Source organism: Bacillus sp. RCC_6_1 (assembly GCF_041360755.1).
In the GTDB taxonomy this organism is placed as follows: Bacteria; Bacillota; Bacilli; order Bacillales; family Bacillaceae_G; genus Bacillus_A; species Bacillus_A cereus.
Genome location: NZ_JBFUPV010000002.1, coordinates 350,367 through 365,180, shown reverse-complemented (window position 1 = coordinate 365,180; position 14,814 = coordinate 350,367). Strand labels below are relative to the sequence as shown.

The window sequence follows — 14,814 nt, the reverse complement described above, 5'->3', positions numbered from 1 at the left end:
TCTAGCTTTCCTATAAAAATATATTGTAAGAATAAAAAAGAAGAGTTCTATACTCACCATTAGAACCCTCCTCAAAATATTTAAACGATTCTTCTACACAAGATTATTTAATTCCACCTCATTTAAACTTCCAACAACAATATTTCCTTTATACACGACTAAACGTTTTTCTGTTTGACGCGCTACTGCTTCAGCAGCGCATGTCGCATTCGTCAAAACAAAGTTCGCTTCATCCCCTATATTCGGCCATACTCGCTTCCCTTCATTATTTAACGTTTCTTTTCCTCCTGTAATAAAGCGGAGTGCTTTTCCTAAAGACCTTTCGTCACTCCACCCAAAACGCTCTGCTAATCGATTCACCTTTTGAAGCATATCACCTGTTCCAAACGGTGACCAATGATCTGTAATGCTATCATTGCCTAATGAAACCTTAACACCTTTTTTATCTAATAACGGAATTGGGATTACTTGTTTACCAATTGGCACTGTTGAAGTAATATCAATATTTACATTTGCGAGTCTTTCTGACACTTCTTCAGCCTCTTTATCAGTAACACCACCAAGTCCAAGTGCATGACTAATCGTTACACGGCCTTGCCATCCTGCTTCTTCTGTTAAACTTGCCAATCTCTTCATCGTAAACGTTCCAAGATTATTCGCATCGTGCAAATGAATATCAACATCCGCATTAAATTCTACTGCGATATCCATAATTGTATGTAATGACTTTTCGATGTCATTATCCACTGTAGCTGGATCTACTCCTCCGACTAGATGAGCACCCATACGCATCGCATCTTTCACGAGTTGTACAGAATTACTGCGCAATAATCCATGTTGCGGAAACGCAACAATTCTACTAGATACTCGATTTTTATATGTTTCTAATGCCGCTAACGTCGCCTCCAAATTACCAAGCCCAATAATTGGATCAACATTACAATGCGTTCTAATATTCGTTGCACCATTTTGCAGTAGTAACTCTAGCATATTTTCCGCTCTATTTTTGGCAGTCGCTAATTGCTTTGGTAAAATTTTTTCTTCTTCATTAAAACGTGTAAAAATACTTTCTGCTGGCATACAAGCTTTCCATGGGCCACTATAATATGTTTTATCAATGTGAATGTGCATCTCTTTGAAAGCTGGCAACATTAATAAGTGCTTAGCATCAAAAGTTACTATATCTTCCTCTTGAACAATCCCTTTTATAATTTTTTTAATTCGACCATCTTCAATAAGTAAACTGCATAATTCTGTTTCTGTTTGTGAAATTCTCTCTTCTTCATATGTATATCCTGATTCAAGCATTACGTTAGTCAACCAATATACTGTCATCTCTATTTCCCCACCCTTTATTAAAAATCACCTCATAACTACAAGTTTAATATCCACTGAAAATTAAGACAATTAATACGATCACTTCTCACAAAAAAATGTAATACAACCCCATAGTCTTCTCATAAATTTCCATATAGAATAAAAGTATGCAGTTTGATATAAAAAGGAGTTGATTGGAATATGTCAAAAAAGTTATGTAAATCCGAAACTGATAAAATGCTATTTGGTATATGTGGTGGTTTAGGAGAATATTTTGATATTAGCTCTACTCTTATTCGTATCATTTGGGTTATTGCTGTTTTATGTTTTGGGACAGGATTTTTAGTTTATTTCATTTGTTTATTACTTATGCCACGTTCGTACTAACGGCATCATTTCACATACTTAAGAAGAGCAAATCACCTATAGAATCCTATAGGTGATTTTTTCATGAAGAATATTTCATCGTTAAATGTAATACCGCTACTTCTTCTTCTTCATTTTTATAAATATGCTTCTTATTCGCTTCAAATTGAATGGAATCAAACTCATTTAATTCGTATACATCATTCTCCACTTGAATAGACACTTTCCCTTTCATTACCGTTACAAGCTCAATCGCACCTTCATGATGAGCTTCTGGCTCATATATACTATTTGATCGTAAACAAGCACGGTGCATTTCCATCCCTATTTCTTTCGTATAACGGAACATCGTTTCTAAATGCCACGCTTGTCCTTCATCTACTGCAAATCCTTCTCCACAGCGCGCAACAGCTACAGGTTCTCCAACAACCATTAATCTGGATAAAGGAATTGATAACCCTTTCGTTATTTTCCAAATGACAGCTAGTGTCGGATTTGTTTCCCCTCTTTCGATCTTTCCTAATGTTAATTTACTAACTCCTGTTTTATGAGCTAATTCTTCTAAACTTAATTTCTGTTCATTTCGAATTTGTCTCAATAACTGTCCAACTTGTTGAATGACTTCTTTCGTTTGCATATCTTCATTTTCTTTCATATATAAAACCACCTTAAAGTATAAAATAGTTTACTTTTAATAATTAAAAGTATATCATACTATACATAATTATTTATTTTCGAAAGGAGTGTTATACTTCATGCGCGCAATTTTATTAGGTCTTTTATCATCGGCCTTTTTTTCTGCAACCTTTATTATTAATAGAGCAATGAATGTATCTGGAACGAGCTGGGCTTGGACAGCTTCCTTCCGTTTTTTATTTGCTCTTCCTATTTTATTCCTTATCGTTTTATTTCGCAAAAACTTTAGGGGATTATGGGAAGAGTTAAAAAAACATCCATTGGCATGGATCGGATGGGGTTCTGTTGCCGGTATTGGTTTTTATTCTTTATTAAGTTTCGCAGCTGTCTTTTCTCCAGCTTGGCTCGTTGCTGGAACTTGGCAAGTTACGATTTTAGCTGGTTTACTACTATCACCACTATTTTTCGTGAAAATAGAAACAAAATCAGGTACGAAACTTGTACGTGGAAAAATTCCACTTCGTAGCTTATATGTTGCATTATTTATTTTACTTGGTGTAATTTGTATGCAAGCAACTGCCGCAGGCCATATTACAATGACTCAGTTCATTTCAGGTTTTTTACCTGTCGTATTAGCCGCTTTCTTATATCCGTTCGGTAACCGAAAAATGATGGAGCTTGTTGGTGGACGCCTTGATACGTTCCAACGTGTATTAGGAATGGCAATTGGAAGTCTTCCTATAACAATCTTGCTTGGTATATACGGATTTTCTACTACTGGCATTCCAACATCCAACCAAATACTTCAAGGATTTTTGTTAGCATTATGTTCCGGCGTTATTGCAACGATGACATTTTTCTTTGCTACTGACTTAGCAAAAGATAACCTCGCTCTACTTGGAGCTGTTGAAGCAACACAAGCTGGAACGATGGTCTTTACCGTACTTGGAGAAATCATTTTCTTAAATGGTTCACTCCCTGGAGGACTTTCTCTCATCGGAATGATTATTATCATATTAGGAATGGTTGCAAATAGTATTTTAAACCGTTCTGTTCCAGTCGTTAAACAGAAAAAATCAGCATAAAAAAAGGGTATGGTTCTATAGAGATGAACCATACTCTTTTTTATTGTCCCCCTATTTCGCCTTATCAGAATAGTATTTCATTGGCTCTTTATACTAAAACTTATGTTATAATACGTTTCATGCGCATTAATAGGAGGTAAATTATGTTAAAAAAAGCAATCGCTGAATTTATTGGTACATTTGTACTTGTATTATTCGGAACTGGAGTAGCTGTCACTGGCGGCGGAATTGAAGGAATTGGAACATTAGGAATCGCTATGGCTTTCGGTCTATCTATTGTAGCTATGGCATATAGCATCGGAACAATTTCTGGATGTCACATTAACCCAGCAGTATCAGTAGCTATGTTCATCAACAAACGAATGAACGCTATGGAACTTTGTTATTATGTATTAGCTCAAATTTTAGGTGGTTTATTAGGAACTGCAACGTTAGTAACAATTTTAAAATCTGCTAAAACACCTTTAGATAATTTAGGACAAAATGGTTTCGGAACTCTTGGTTTATCTGGAGCATTTTTAGTTGAGTTCATTTTAACTTTCGTATTTATTTTAGTTATCGTTGCTGTAACAGGTAAAAAAGGAAGTTCTTCTTTAGCTGGACTAGTAATTGGTTTCACATTAGTTTTAATTCACTTATTAGGAATTCCGTTAACTGGAACATCTGTTAACCCAGCTCGTAGTATCGCACCAGCTTTATTTGTTGGTGGAGAAGCACTTTCTCAACTATGGGTATTCATCGTAGCACCAATTCTTGGTGGTATCTTCGCAGCTATCGTAGGTAAATTCATTTTAAATACTGAAAAATAGAATTTTCAATATTTCTGAATAAAAAAAGGCGAGCCCTCATTATGAGGAAGCTCGCTTTTTTTATTCTTTCATTTTAGACTTTAAATTTGTAACTAATTGATCTACCGTTACATTTGCAAGTACGTTTTCCATCGCTTCTTGCGCTTGCATTAAAATAATTTCTAATACTGATTGAATATTAGCTCCTACTGGACATTCAATGTTGGGATTTTCATGGAAGGAAAATAGCTGTCCTTCTTCTACAACTTCCACTGCTTTATATACATCAAGTAATGTAATTTCTTCTAAATCTCGAGCAAGTGTCGTACCACCTTTACCAGCTTGTACATCAACAAGTCCTGCTCTCTTCAACATTCCTGTAATGCGACGAATCACAACTGGATTTGTATTCACACTACCGGCAATCCATTCAGAGGTACAGCGAGAGTTTCGATCTATCGCAAGTAATGTCAGCATATGAACACCTACTGTAAAACGACTACTAATCCCCATCTGCACACCCTCCTTTTTATTCATTCTATTAAAAGACGACTCTTATCATTATATACTATTTTTAATTTATACATAAAGAAAAAGCATGATTTCAATAAGAAATCACGCTTTTCTCTCATTATTGACGCTTTATAAATTTCGCTAAATCTTTAAATTTTACTTTATCTGAGTAATTCATTACGCCGTTTACGTAAATGCGGCTTGTAACAGCATTTAATACCGCAATTGTCGCCAATAAGACTGCTAATGTTATCGTAATTTCTAGCATACCTGCTTCACCAGCTACAATACGTGAGAAGGTAACCATCGGTGTAAAGAATGGAATGTAAGAACTTACAACGACGATAGTACTATTCGGATCACTTAATGATTTAATACTAATAAAGAATGCAGCCATAATTAAAATCATTACCGGGAAAGATACAGCTTGTAAATCCTCCGTCTTAGACACGACAGCTCCAGCAGCAGCATACATCATCGCATAAAGTAAATATCCCGTAATGAAATAAACAAGAAACATGCTGATAACCTTTGCATCTAATTTCGTAAAGTCAATTGGAATACCAAGTAGTGAGGCACTTTCTAAATCGACCCAACCTAACAAATATGGAATAAGATAACCACACGCCAATATGACAAGTTGCAATAACGCCGTTGAAACAACCGCTAAAATTTTCGCATACATCATCGTAAGAGGCTTCACTTTCGGAAGCATTACTTCCATTACACGTGACGCCTTTTCAGATGCAATATTCATTGCGATTGTATTTCCGAACGCTACAATAAACATATATAAAGCAAATGTAAAGAAATAGGCAATTCCGAAAGAAGATGTACGATCTTTTATCGCTTCTTGCTTTACTTGAATTTCTGTTTGTAATTGCTGTGCAATTTCTGGTGAAACATTATTTTTGGCAATCGTCACCATCGTATATTGTTGCTTTAAATATCCTGCCATAATTGCAGAAGTTGCTTGGCTTGGAAATCCATTATACATATATGTAATCGATGGAGCCCCATCCTTTTCCGTCACATGGAATAGACCATCTAAATCGCCTTCTTCTACTTGCTTATGCAGTTTATCAAAATCATCCTTTGAACCAATTGTTATTTTTGCTGATGGCAATAGCTTATTTAGCTCATCTTTTTGTACTTTATATGTGGAACTCTCTACTACAACTGCAATTTTATCTTTATCCTTATTTTTATCATCGCCTGAAGTAAAATGATTAAATGCAAAAATCCCAAACACAACTAAAAATAAAATCGCACTCGTAATTAATGATTTTTTAGATAAAAATGCTTCCCTAAAATAAAATGAAAATACGTGAGAAAATTTACGCATCGTTATTTCGCCCTCTCTACAAAGATTTCGTTTAACGTCGGCTCTAACATTTTGAATTGTCGTAAGCTAACACCTTGCTCTTGCAACTGTTGCAAAATCTTGAGAGCTTCCGCATCGTCTTGTACTTTCACATAAAGAAGGCCTTGTTGTTTTTCATACGATACATGTATAGCTTCTAATCCCTTTTCATTCTCTACTGTATCTTCAATCGTTAAATTACGGAAACCGTATTCTTTCTTAATATCACTTAGCTGTCCTTTTACGACTGCTTCACCTTTTTTCAAAATACATACATGTTGGCAAAAAGCCTCTACTTGTTCCATACGATGACTTGATAAAATAATCGTCTTTCCGCTCTGTACTTGTTCTTCAATAATACTAGCTAACATCCCAGCATTAACTGGATCAAGACCGCTGAATGGTTCATCTAAAATGAGAAGTTCCGGATTATGAAGAAGAGCAGCAATTAATTGGATTTTTTGCTGATTCCCTTTTGAAAGCTCTCCAGCCGTTTTAAATTTATATTCTGGTATCGCTAAACGCTCTAACCAGTGATCAATAGCATGATCTACTTCTTTCTTCGACATTCCTTCTAATCTACCAAAATATCGCAGCTGATCTATTACTCTACTTTTTGTATATAAACCTCTTTCTTCTGGTAAATACCCAATTGTTACACCACTATTTCCAAATGCTTTTCCATCCCATGTAATCGAACCTTCATTAGGCGTTAATAATCCGAGAAGCATTTTGATTGTTGTTGTTTTCCCTGCACCATTTCGTCCAAGTAACCCTAGTACTTCACCTTTTGGTAACAAAATTTGCAAACCGTTAACTGCTTTTGATTCCCCAAATTGTTTCGTTAAGTTTTGAATTTGTAAACTCAAGTATAAAGCCTCCCCTTTAGTATCATTCGTACTCTCTTTCAAAGACTATGTTTATTCAAGACAAAATATAGCCCCACGCTTCATCCTCTTATATGTAAACATCGTCATTAATCCATCATTTGTTCTATTTAGTTAAAATTGTAAATAACAAAGTTCTTTTTGTCAATTATAATTGTCATTACGACAATAAAAATTGTCAAAACAACTATTATTATTTTGCTCATCTTTCTAATATAGGACATACTACTATATATACAAAAGACAATATGCAAATGTTCATATAAAAATATTATATTTTAATATATAATATAAAATGATTTTCTAACATCAAGGAGGATACATATGAAGATGAAGAGGGGCATTACCACTTTATTATCTGTAGCGGTTCTATCTACATCACTTGTAGCATGTTCAGGAACACCAGAGAAAACAGTGGCAAAAGAAGAGAAAGTAAAATTAACAGAACAACAATTAATGGCTGATTTATGGTATCAAACAGCCGGTGAAACGAAAGCACTTTACTACCAAGGGTACAACATTGGTCAATTAAAGCTTGATGCAATTCTTGCAAAAGGGACAGAGAAAAAACCTGCTATCGTGCTTGATTTAGACGAAACTGTTTTAGATAACAGTCCTCATCAAGCAATGAGCGTAAAAACAGGCAAAGGCTATCCTTACAAATGGGATGATTGGATTAACAAAGCTGAGGCTGAAGCCCTTCCAGGCGCAATTGATTTCTTAAAATATACAGAGTCTAAAGGTGTAGATATTTACTACATCTCAAATCGTAAAACGAATCAACTAGATGCGACAATTAAAAATCTTGAGCGTGTAGGTGCTCCTCAAGCAACGAAAGAACATATATTACTACAAGATCCGAAAGAAAAAGGAAAAGAAAAACGCCGTGAACTCGTTTCTCAAACTCATGATATTGTCTTATTCTTCGGTGATAACTTATCTGATTTCACAGGTTTTGATGGAAAATCTGTAAAAGATCGTAACCAAACAGTAGCAGATTCAAAAGCACAATTTGGTGAGAAATTCATTATTTTCCCGAATCCAATGTATGGCGATTGGGAAGGCGCTTTATATGATTATGATTTCAAAAAATCAGATGCAGAAAAAGATAAAATCCGTCGCGACAACTTAAAATCATTTGAAGTAAAATAAAAGAGGATGGCGAATGCCATCCTCTTTTATTTTACTTTCTCTGTTAAAGGCAAGATAAATACTTCCACACGTCTATTCTTTGCCTTTCCTTCTTGTGTATCGTTTGGAGCAATTGAACGGTATTCTCCGTATCCAATCGCACTAAATTTTTCTGGTTGTAATTCTTTATTTTGCAGTAATACTTGCATAAAATTAACTGCCCGCTGCGTACTTAATTCCCAATTCGACGCAAACTGCGCATTGGCAATAGGGACATTATCCGTATGACCCGATACTGTAATTTCACGAGGTGACGCTGAAACAAGTAAGCTAGACATCTCTTTTGCAATCCCTAAAGATTCTAATTTCACATCTGCTTTCCCCGAATCAAACAGTATATTTTCTAATATTGTCACCATTAATCCCTTTTCAGTTAATTTAGTTTGAAAAGAAGAGGATAATTGTTTTTCATTAATATATTGATCAATCTTTTTTTGTAATGCTTTCAATTCATCCATCTCTTTTTTTTCTTTAGCTCTAGCTTCTTCTTGTTTTTTTGTTTGTTCTGCCTCAAGGCTACTTGCTGATAATTCTTTTTCATCATTTGGCTTTTGATCACTTAAAAATTCTTTGTTACCTGTTCCCCCAGCTAATTCACTTCGAAAAGCAACTGCCATCTGTTTAAACTTCGCAGCATCTATACTACTCATTGCGAATAAAACGATAAACAATGCAAATAACAACGTTAACATATCAGAATATGGGATTAACCATGTTTCATCGATATGCTCATCATGTTTTTTCTTTTTGCCTCTTCTATTTTTCTTACTCCGCATTTTTTTCTGCTCCTTTTTCTAGCTTTTTACGCTCAGTTGCAGAAAGTGCACCTAAAATGCGGTTCTTCATAATAAACGGATATGTACCTTCTTGTAACATTAATAAACAATCAATGATTAAACGTTTTTTCTCAATTTCAGCTGAAGATTTTTGCTTTAACTTATTTGCAAATGGATGCCATAATACATAACCTGAAAAAATACCAAAAATCGTTGCAATAAACGCACCCGAAATAGCATGACCTAACTTTTCAATATCAGTTAAGTTACCAAGCGCAGCTACAAGACCGATAACAGCACCTAAAACTCCTAATGTCGGTGCATACGTACCAGCTTGTGAAAAAATAGCAGCTCCCTTTGCATGTCTTTCTTCAATTGCCTCTAATTCAGATTCCAAAATCTGCTCCAAATCTTCTGCGGATACGCCATCAATCACAAATTTCATACCGCGCAAAAGAAATTCATCTTGAATTTTGTCTAATTGTTGCTCTAAAGACAAAATACCGTATTTTCTACTTTCAGATGTCCAATGAACAAATAATTCTAGCAACTGTTCATAACTTAAATCCTTTTTATTTGAACCAAAAAGAACTTTAAATAGTTTTGGAACCCTTTTTAGTTGATTCATCGGAAATGCAATACATACTGCAGCAAATGTACCGATAAAAATAATTAATGCTGCGGCAGGATTTAATAAGGCTGTTATGTCAGCGCCCTTGACGACCATCCCTACTACCACTGCTACAAATCCTAAAATAAGTCCAATAATTGTTGCAAAATCCATTCCCATTCACTCCCAGTCTATACAAGAAGTTCTCTATTCTCGATAATCGCTACATCTTCTTATGTATATATATTACATAAAAAATGCATTTCATGAAAGATAAGAAATGAATTATATAAAAAAATACTACAAATTCACACATTTTCTGACATTTTCTTTGCATTTCTATTACGTTATGACTCTTATATTCCTTTTCCAACAAACTAGATTTATAATAAAAAAAACATTACACATTTTATTAAGAAGGGACTGTGATTACAAGGCATCATGAAAAAGATAATAATTATTTCTGCCACTACTATTGTAATCGGGATCACATCTTTCGCTTACTTTGGTTCTAAAACACCACTACATAATGAAGCAAAAGCTGTCGAAAGTCAAAAGCATAATAACCATAAAAAAGAAGAGATTCCTGCTTTTCCAAAAGCTGATCATAATGCAAAGAAAATAGACAATGACTTTTCAGTGGTAACAAATCCCAAATCTAATCTTGTCTTAATTAATAAACATCGAAAACTACCAGATGGATACATTCCTGAAGACTTAACGAGACCAAATGTACCATTTATTAGTCCAAAAGATAAAGAAAAAACATTGCTGCGAAAAGATGCTGCAGAGGCACTTGAAAACATGTTTAAAGCTGCGAAAAAAGAAGGGCTTGATCTTACAGCTGTATCTGGTTATCGTTCATACAAACGCCAAAAATCGTTGCATGATACATACGTTAGACGCCAAGGAAAAGCCGAAGCTAATTCGGTAAGCGCAATTCCTGGTACAAGTGAACACCAAACGGGTTTAGCAATGGATATTAGTTCAAAATCAGCTAAATTTCAATTAGAGCCTATCTTCGGGGAGACAGCAGAAGGAAAATGGGTCGCAGAACACGCTCATGAATTCGGCTTTGTCATTCGTTACTTAGAAGATAAAACAGATACAACAGAATATGCATATGAACCATGGCACTTACGCTACGTTGGTAATCCATACGCTACATACCTATATAAACATCACTTAACATTAGAAGAAGCGATGGAAGACAAAAAATAAGAGAGCAAATTGCTCTCTTATTTTTCTTTCACTCTATTATTGTAGTAATTTCTTCTTCCATTCTTCAGGCCATGGTTCGCCTCTTCCTGTTTTTTTCGACGCTTGAACCATCATTCCACGACCTACTAAACAAACCTCTCCTGCTGCATTCTTCACCATATAATGTAAATCTAAAGAAGAATTCCCGACCGATCCTGCCTTTACATACACCTTCAGCTGTTCATCAAAATATATTTGCTTAATAAAATTACATTGTAAATCCGCAACAACGATCATCGTTTCTGATGATGCATGTGTCCACTCTTGCATAAATCCAAGTTCTTTAAACAACGCAATACGAGCTTCTTCAAAATAAGTAAAAGCAACGACATTATTTACATGTCCAAACATATCTACTTCACCAAAACGAACCTTTACAGGGTTGTAAAACGAAAAACCACTTTCCCATTGCTCAAAGTCTTCAATATAAGAAATCCTCTTCATTGTTATCTCCCCTTTTCACCTTTAAATAAACAGAATAAACAGAAAAATAAAGTTATAAATATTGCCTCTTCGATATGAAGAGGCAATATTTATTAATAGTTATTATCGCTACCAAAGAAATCTTTGAACGATTGAATTGTTGTATCACGGTTTAATGCCGCAATTGAAGTTGTTAAAGGAATACCCTTCGGACATGATTGCACACAGTTTTGAGAGTTACCACAGTTTGCTAGTCCTCCATCTCCCATAATTGCACGTAAGCGATCTGCTTTATGCATTTCACCCGTTGGATGTGAGTTGAATAAGCGAGCTTGTGATAACGGTGCTGGTCCAATAAAGTCAGACTTACTGTTTACGTTTGGACATGATTCTAAGCAAACACCACATGTCATGCATTTTGAAAGCTCATAAGCCCATTGACGCTTTTTCTCAGGCATTCTTGGTCCTGGACCTAGGTCATACGTACCATCAATTGGAATCCACGCTTTAACGCGTTTTAGAGCATTAAACATGCGACTACGATCAACTTGCAAGTCACGTACAACCGGGAATGTCTTCATCGGTTTTAAGCGAATTGGTTGCTCTAATTGATCGATAAGTGCCGTACATGATTGACGTGGTTTTCCGTTAATCACCATCGAACATGCACCACATACTTCCTCTAAGCAGTTCATATCCCATGCAATCGGAGTTGTTTGGTTCCCTTTTGAATCAACAGGATTACGACGGATTTCCATAAGTGCTGAGATAATATTCATATTCGGACGATATGGAATTTCAAACTCTTGGTCAAACGCTTGCGCATCTGGCCCGTCTTGTCTCGTAATGATGAGGCGGATTGTTTTCTCAGACATGTTGTTTATCCCCCTTCTCTTCACCCTTAGCAGCTACATCGTGTTTTGAAGAATAATCACGTTTACGTGGTTTAATTAACGAAATATCAACGTCCTCGTAATGGAATGCTGGTGCATTTCCTTCTCCCTCAAATTTTGCCATCGTAGTTTTTAAGAAGTTTGCATCATCACGATTTGGGAATTCAGGTTTGTAATGCGCCCCACGGCTCTCATTACGGTTATATGCGCCAATTGTAATAACACGTGCTAACTCAAACATATTTGCAAGTTGGCGTGTAAATGAAGCACCTTGGTTACTCCATCTTGCTGTATCGTTAATGTTAATACGTTTGTAACGAGCCATTAATTCTTCAATTTTCGCATCTGTTTCTAATAATTTTTTATTTTCACGAACTACTGTAACGTTATCTGTCATCCATTCTCCAAGCTCTTTATGAAGAACATACGCATTTTCGTTACCATCCATCGTTAAAATATTGTTAAATTTCTCTGTTTCGATTAATTCATTTTGCTCATATACAGTAGATGAAACAGCATCAGATGATTTAGAAAGACCTTTCATATACTCAATTGCGTTTGGTCCTGCTACCATACCACCATAAATTGCTGATAATAGTGAGTTTGCACCAAGACGGTTACCACCGTGCATAGAATAATCACACTCACCTGCTGCAAATAAACCTGGAATATTTGTCATCTGTTTATAATCAACCCATAGTCCGCCCATTGAATAGTGAACAGCTGGGAAGATTTTCATCGGTAGTTTACGAGGATCATCCCCTGTAAATTTCTCATAGATTTCAATAATTCCACCTAGTTTAATATCTAGTTCTTTTGGATCTTTATGAGAAAGATCTAAGTACACCATGTTTTCACCGTTAATACCTAGTTTTTGCTCTACGCAAACATCAAAGATTTCACGCGTCGCGATGTCACGAGGTACAAGGTTTCCGTAAGCCGGATATTTTTCTTCTAAGAAGTACCATGGTTTACCATCTTTATATGTCCAAACACGTCCACCTTCACCACGTGCAGATTCACTCATAAGACGTAATTTATCGTCTCCAGGAATTGCCGTTGGGTGAATTTGAATGAACTCACCGTTTGCATAATATGCGCCTTGTTGATATACAGCAGAAGCTGCTGTACCTGTATTGATAATGGAGTTTGTTGATTTTCCGAAAATGATACCAGGGCCCCCTGTTGCCATAATCACGGCATCTGCTCCGAAACTTCTAATCTCCATAGTTTGTAAGTCTTGTGCAACGATTCCTCGGCACACACCTTCATCATCAACAACAGCTCGTAAGAAATCCCAACCTTCATATTTCGTTACAAGTCCTGCTACTTCGTGACGACGTACTTGCTCATCTAATGCGTAAAGTAATTGCTGTCCAGTTGTTGCACCAGCAAATGCTGTACGGTGATGTTGCGTTCCACCAAATCGACGGAAATCAAGAAGTCCTTCTTCCGTACGGTTGAACATAACACCCATACGGTCCATTAAATGAATGATACCAGGTGCTGCTTCACACATTGCTTTAACTGGTGGTTGGTTCGCTAAGAAGTCCCCACCATAAATTGTATCATCAAAGTGGATCCATGGAGAATCCCCTTCACCTTTTGTATTTACGGCACCGTTAATTCCGCCCTGAGCACATACAGAATGTGAACGTTTTACTGGTACTAAAGAAAACAGTTCAACATTTACTCCTGCTTCTGCCGCTTTAATCGTTGCCATTAAGCCAGCCAAGCCACCGCCGACTACTATAAGTTTCCCTTTCATGCTCTCCCACTCCTTACTGGTTTGCTAGCTGTGGATCGATGAACGCTAATAATGCACTCACACCTACATAAGATAAACCTAAGAAAATAGCTAATGTTACATAAGTAGAGATTCTTTGTGAACGTGGAGATACTGTAATTCCCCAGCTGATGCAGAATGTCCATAGTCCATTTGCAAAGTGGAAAATTGTTGAAACAACACCAACTAAGTAGAATGCAAACATAGCTGGATTGTTTAAAATATCTGCCATCATATCATAGTTTACCTCTTTACCTAACATTGCTTGAATACGAGTTTCCCAGACGTGCCAAGAAATGAAGATCAGCGTAACGATACCTGAAATTCTTTGGAAAACGAACATCCAGTTACGGAAATAACCGTAAGAAACCGCATTGTTCTTAGCTGTAAATGCAATATATAAGCCATATATAGCATGGTACAGTATCGGTAAAAAGATGATGAAAATTTCTAGCGCATACCGGAATGGAAGGAGCTCCATAAAGCCTGCAGCTTTGTTAAAAGCCTCTGCTCCTCGTGTTGCAAAGTTGTTTACAATTAAATGTTGCGTCAAAAAGACACCAACCGGGATGACCCCCATTAATGAGTGCCACTTACGAAACGTATACTCGCGGCCTTTCATGTCCCCATTACCCCCCTTGAATGTTTGACTGCTGTTTTCAGATTAGTTTATGACAATAATGTTTTTTCACTATTGGCATAAGAAAAACTGAAAAAATTATTCGAAATATTTCAGCATAATTTGATACCAAGTTCATTTTACTCCTATTTTTGTCGAAGCGTCAAGAAAACGTATACATAATTTGCATATAATTTGCCAATTCTTTTTTTCTTCTTATATATTCAGATTTCCCTAAAGAAAAATCTGTTTTTATAAATGTGAAATGTTATATAATAATCCCTATAGAAAGAGGGGAATA

At 35.9% G+C, this 14,814-nt stretch carries 16 protein-coding genes; 5 read left to right on the top strand and 11 right to left on the bottom strand.

All coding sequences use genetic code 11. The annotated features are described in order from the left end of the window. Positions 1 to 93: 93 nt before the first annotated feature. A complete protein-coding gene (locus tag AB6801_RS07980) occupies positions 94 to 1,335 on the bottom strand; it encodes an amidohydrolase family protein (RefSeq protein WP_098340797.1) in 1,242 nt (413 codons plus the stop codon). A gap of 183 nt (positions 1,336 to 1,518) precedes the next feature. On the opposite strand from AB6801_RS07980, the gene AB6801_RS07975 reads away from it, so the two are divergent. After that, positions 1,519 to 1,704, top strand: a complete 186-nt coding sequence (locus AB6801_RS07975; protein WP_000038411.1) for a PspC domain-containing protein — start codon at positions 1,519 to 1,521, stop codon at positions 1,702 to 1,704. Between the two features lie 61 nt (positions 1,705 to 1,765). Here the strand turns inward: AB6801_RS07975 and AB6801_RS07970 are convergent, their stop codons facing one another. Beyond that, a complete protein-coding gene (locus AB6801_RS07970) occupies positions 1,766 to 2,338 on the bottom strand; it encodes a helix-turn-helix domain-containing protein (RefSeq protein WP_098340796.1) in 573 nt (190 codons plus the stop codon). Between the two features lie 100 nt (positions 2,339 to 2,438). Here AB6801_RS07970 and AB6801_RS07965 point away from each other — a divergent pair, with 100 nt between their 5' ends. Beyond that, positions 2,439 to 3,404, top strand: coding sequence for a DMT family transporter (locus AB6801_RS07965; RefSeq protein WP_001201627.1), 966 nt, complete (start codon positions 2,439 to 2,441; stop codon positions 3,402 to 3,404). Positions 3,405 to 3,547: 143 nt separating this feature from the next. Then, positions 3,548 to 4,213, top strand: coding sequence for an aquaporin (locus tag AB6801_RS07960; RefSeq protein WP_000913213.1), 666 nt, complete (start codon positions 3,548 to 3,550; stop codon positions 4,211 to 4,213). 60 nt (positions 4,214 to 4,273) lie between these two features. Here AB6801_RS07960 and AB6801_RS07955 read toward each other — a convergent pair whose 3' ends face one another. The 3 genes from AB6801_RS07955 to AB6801_RS07945 form a co-directional block, all read right to left on the bottom strand. After that, positions 4,274 to 4,705 (bottom strand): Rrf2 family transcriptional regulator, encoded by a 432-nt coding sequence (locus AB6801_RS07955; protein ID WP_000512998.1) that lies wholly within the window; start codon positions 4,703 to 4,705, stop codon positions 4,274 to 4,276. Positions 4,706 to 4,823: 118 nt separating this feature from the next. Continuing rightward, a complete protein-coding gene (locus AB6801_RS07950; protein WP_065703106.1) occupies positions 4,824 to 6,050 on the bottom strand; it encodes an ABC transporter permease in 1,227 nt (408 codons plus the stop codon). Positions 6,051 to 6,052: 2 nt separating this feature from the next. Continuing rightward, a complete protein-coding gene (locus AB6801_RS07945; protein WP_053514512.1) occupies positions 6,053 to 6,937 on the bottom strand; it encodes an ABC transporter ATP-binding protein in 885 nt (294 codons plus the stop codon). A gap of 342 nt (positions 6,938 to 7,279) precedes the next feature. On the opposite strand from AB6801_RS07945, the gene AB6801_RS07940 reads away from it, so the two are divergent. Next, positions 7,280 to 8,107, top strand: coding sequence for a 5'-nucleotidase, lipoprotein e(P4) family (locus AB6801_RS07940; RefSeq protein ID WP_000782768.1), 828 nt, complete (start codon positions 7,280 to 7,282; stop codon positions 8,105 to 8,107). Positions 8,108 to 8,133: 26 nt separating this feature from the next. On the opposite strand, the gene motB is transcribed toward AB6801_RS07940, so the two are convergent. Continuing rightward, positions 8,134 to 8,922 carry a flagellar motor protein MotB gene (gene motB, locus AB6801_RS07935; RefSeq protein WP_001256735.1) on the bottom strand — a complete coding sequence of 263 codons (789 nt, stop codon included), beginning with the start codon at positions 8,920 to 8,922 and terminating at the stop codon, positions 8,134 to 8,136. Next, a complete protein-coding gene (gene motA / locus AB6801_RS07930; RefSeq protein ID WP_000344853.1) occupies positions 8,912 to 9,706 on the bottom strand; it encodes a flagellar motor stator protein MotA in 795 nt (264 codons plus the stop codon). The genes motB and motA overlap by 11 nt, the downstream gene beginning before the upstream one ends. A 267-nt stretch (positions 9,707 to 9,973) precedes the next feature. Between motA and AB6801_RS07925 the strand changes: the two genes are divergently transcribed. After that, a complete protein-coding gene (locus tag AB6801_RS07925; protein WP_000720201.1) occupies positions 9,974 to 10,753 on the top strand; it encodes a M15 family metallopeptidase in 780 nt (259 codons plus the stop codon). A gap of 36 nt (positions 10,754 to 10,789) precedes the next feature. Here AB6801_RS07925 and AB6801_RS07920 read toward each other — a convergent pair whose 3' ends face one another. The 4 genes from AB6801_RS07920 to sdhC all read right to left on the bottom strand — a co-directional run bounded on the left by AB6801_RS07920 (position 10,790) and on the right by sdhC (position 14,516). Beyond that, entirely contained in the window at positions 10,790 to 11,236 is a 447-nt protein-coding gene (locus tag AB6801_RS07920; RefSeq protein WP_000822734.1) for an acyl-CoA thioesterase, read from the bottom strand. 92 nt (positions 11,237 to 11,328) lie between these two features. Beyond that, the gene (sdhB, locus tag AB6801_RS07915; RefSeq protein WP_001291827.1) at positions 11,329 to 12,090 is read right to left on the bottom strand and encodes a succinate dehydrogenase iron-sulfur subunit; all 762 of its coding nucleotides are present in this window, start codon (positions 12,088 to 12,090) and stop codon (positions 11,329 to 11,331) included. Beyond that, positions 12,083 to 13,876 carry a succinate dehydrogenase flavoprotein subunit gene (sdhA, locus tag AB6801_RS07910; RefSeq protein ID WP_000676750.1) on the bottom strand — a complete coding sequence of 598 codons (1,794 nt, stop codon included), beginning with the start codon at positions 13,874 to 13,876 and terminating at the stop codon, positions 12,083 to 12,085. The genes sdhB and sdhA overlap by 8 nt, the downstream gene beginning before the upstream one ends. A gap of 13 nt (positions 13,877 to 13,889) precedes the next feature. Continuing rightward, entirely contained in the window at positions 13,890 to 14,516 is a 627-nt protein-coding gene (gene sdhC / locus AB6801_RS07905) for a succinate dehydrogenase cytochrome B558 (RefSeq protein ID WP_000678354.1), read from the bottom strand. Between the last annotated feature and the right edge of the window lie 298 nt (positions 14,517 to 14,814).